Annotated in this window: 1 protein-coding gene; it reads left to right on the top strand. The window is 60.9% G+C overall.

From position 1 onward, the window contains the following. On the top strand, positions 1 to 190 hold a 190-nt coding region (locus FNJ47_RS50885; RefSeq protein WP_206685446.1), incomplete at its 5' end, for a hypothetical protein. Positions 191 to 238 lie beyond the last annotated feature (48 nt).

A 238-nucleotide genomic window follows, 5' to 3' on the forward strand; every position in this document is an offset into this window, starting at 1 on the left:
GGCCGGGAGCGTCACCGCTCCCGGCCTTTTTATTGTCGCGCGCAAGAGTGCGATGATGTTAGGTCGAATCGATCCGACGGCGAACTCGCTGCACCTCTCCCGCTTGCGGGCAGGGCAATCGCATATGGCAAAAGAACTTCGTCGTCCCGGACAAGCGCAGCGAAGCGGAGCGCAGATCCGGGACCCATAACCACAGGGCGTGGTGATAAAAGCGAGCTGGGGCCACAGCCTTGTTCAA

It is taken from the genome of Bradyrhizobium uaiense (assembly GCF_010811875.1).
Taxonomy (GTDB): Bacteria; Pseudomonadota; Alphaproteobacteria; order Rhizobiales; family Xanthobacteraceae; genus Bradyrhizobium; species Bradyrhizobium uaiense.